This window comes from Vibrio sp. Vb0888 (assembly GCF_033338835.1).
Classification (GTDB): Bacteria; Pseudomonadota; Gammaproteobacteria; order Enterobacterales; family Vibrionaceae; genus Vibrio; species Vibrio alginolyticus.
Genome location: NZ_JAWOTL010000095.1, coordinates 1 through 1562, shown reverse-complemented (window position 1 = coordinate 1562; position 1562 = coordinate 1). Strand labels below are relative to the sequence as shown.

Sequence of the window (1562 nt, the reverse complement as noted above, 5' to 3'; positions counted from 1 at the left end):
CCACCATCACCTTCTCGCAACTCGATTAGCGCGCTAGCCAGCCACCATCTACTGCGATGGTGTAGCCGTTGATGTAATCCGCAGCTTTAGATGCTAGGAATACACAAGGGCCAGCTAGATCTTCTGGCGTACCCCAACGAGCAGCAGGAATACGGTCTACGATTTCTTTGTTGCGCTGTTCATCGGCACGCAATGCCGCGGTGTGGTTGGTTGCCATGTAACCCGGAGCAATCGCGTCTACGTTGATGCCGTGGCTTGCCCATTCGTTCGCCATTAGGCGAGTCACACCCATTCCGCCACTTTTAGACGCAGTGTAAGAAGGCACGCGTATACCGCCTTGGAAAGAGAGCATTGATGCGATGTTGATGATCTTGCCGCCTTCACCTTGCGCGATGAACTGTTTTGCAACCGCTTGAGACATAAAGAACACTGACTTCACGTTGATGTTCATTACGTCATCCCAATCTTGCTCAGAAAACTCGATGGCATCGTTACGACGAATGATGCCCGCGTTGTTCACTAGGATATCAATGCGACCAAGTTCGGTTACTGCGCGGTCAACGATAGTTGGGATGTCGTCTAGTTTCATTAAGTTAGCGCGGATATCGACGAACTTACGGCCTTCAGCCTCTACTTTCTCAATCGTTTCTGTTGGTTCGCTGATATTTACGCCAACAATGTCACAGCCCGCTTTTGCTAGACCAAGCGCCATACCTTGACCAAGACCAGTGTCACAACCAGTAACAATGGCCACTTTTCCCTCAAGGTTAAATGAATCAAGAATCATGTCGTTTTCCTCAATAGTAGGTAATGTCGTGATTTGGCGTCTTGGCCATGTCACTTTGTATGCATTCATCCTGACCCAAAAAGAAACTGTTTGCAATTTTTTTTGAAAAGGCGTTTTAAAAATATTGATTGCGATCTTGTTTTTATGGATTCTTTAATTGCGCGGTTTCAAATTTTTGAAAAGGCATTTTAAAAATACTGGTTCTTAAATTTTTCAGCGATATAATGCAGAAAACTAAGAATGAAAGGGGCAACAATGGAAAAGTCGACTCAGCCTGAAGCGGTTTCGTCAGTACTTAAGGTTTTTCATATTCTTCAAGCACTTGGTGAACAGAAAGCCATCGGCGTTTCAGAGCTTTCACAACGTCTAATGATGTCGAAAGCGACTACTTACCGTTTTCTGCAAACCATGAAATCGCTCGGTTACGTGTCTCAAGAAGGCGAAGCGGATAAGTACTCTCTAACACTTAAGCTGTTCGAGTTGGGCGCAAAATCGCTTGAGTACGTCGATCTGATCGAACTGGCCGACAAAGAAATGCGCCACATTTCAGAACAAACCAACGAAGCCTTGCACCTTGGTGCGCTGGATGAAAATGCCATCATTTACATCCACAAAATCGACTCTGGCTACAACCTACGCATGCAATCGCGCATCGGTCGTCGCAATCCGCTCTACAGTACTGCGATTGGTAAAGTGCTGCTTTCTGAGCGCGATGAAAGCTTCGTTCGTGACGTATTGAGCGATGTCGAGTTCATTAAGCACACAGAAAAAACAT

The 1562-nt window shown here is 46.0% G+C and carries 2 protein-coding genes; one reads left to right on the top strand and one right to left on the bottom strand.

Features of this window, described 5'->3' with window-relative positions; genetic code table 11:
- Positions 1–25: 25 nt before the first annotated feature.
- Positions 26–787: a 2-dehydro-3-deoxy-D-gluconate 5-dehydrogenase KduD gene (gene kduD, locus R7P72_RS24115; protein ID WP_318110842.1), complete on the bottom strand. Its 762-nt coding sequence runs from the start codon at positions 785–787 to the stop codon at positions 26–28.
- 255 nt (positions 788–1042) lie between these two features.
- Here kduD and kdgR point away from each other — a divergent pair.
- A partial coding sequence (gene kdgR, locus R7P72_RS24110) for a DNA-binding transcriptional regulator KdgR (protein WP_318110841.1) occupies positions 1043–1562 on the top strand: 520 nt, incomplete at its 3' end.

What these genes read in the sequence shown, in the direction of transcription:
- kduD (WP_318110842.1), bottom strand. Translation starts at nt 787, where the DNA reads ATGATTCTTGATTCATTTAACCTTGAGGGAAAAGTGGCCATTGTTACT.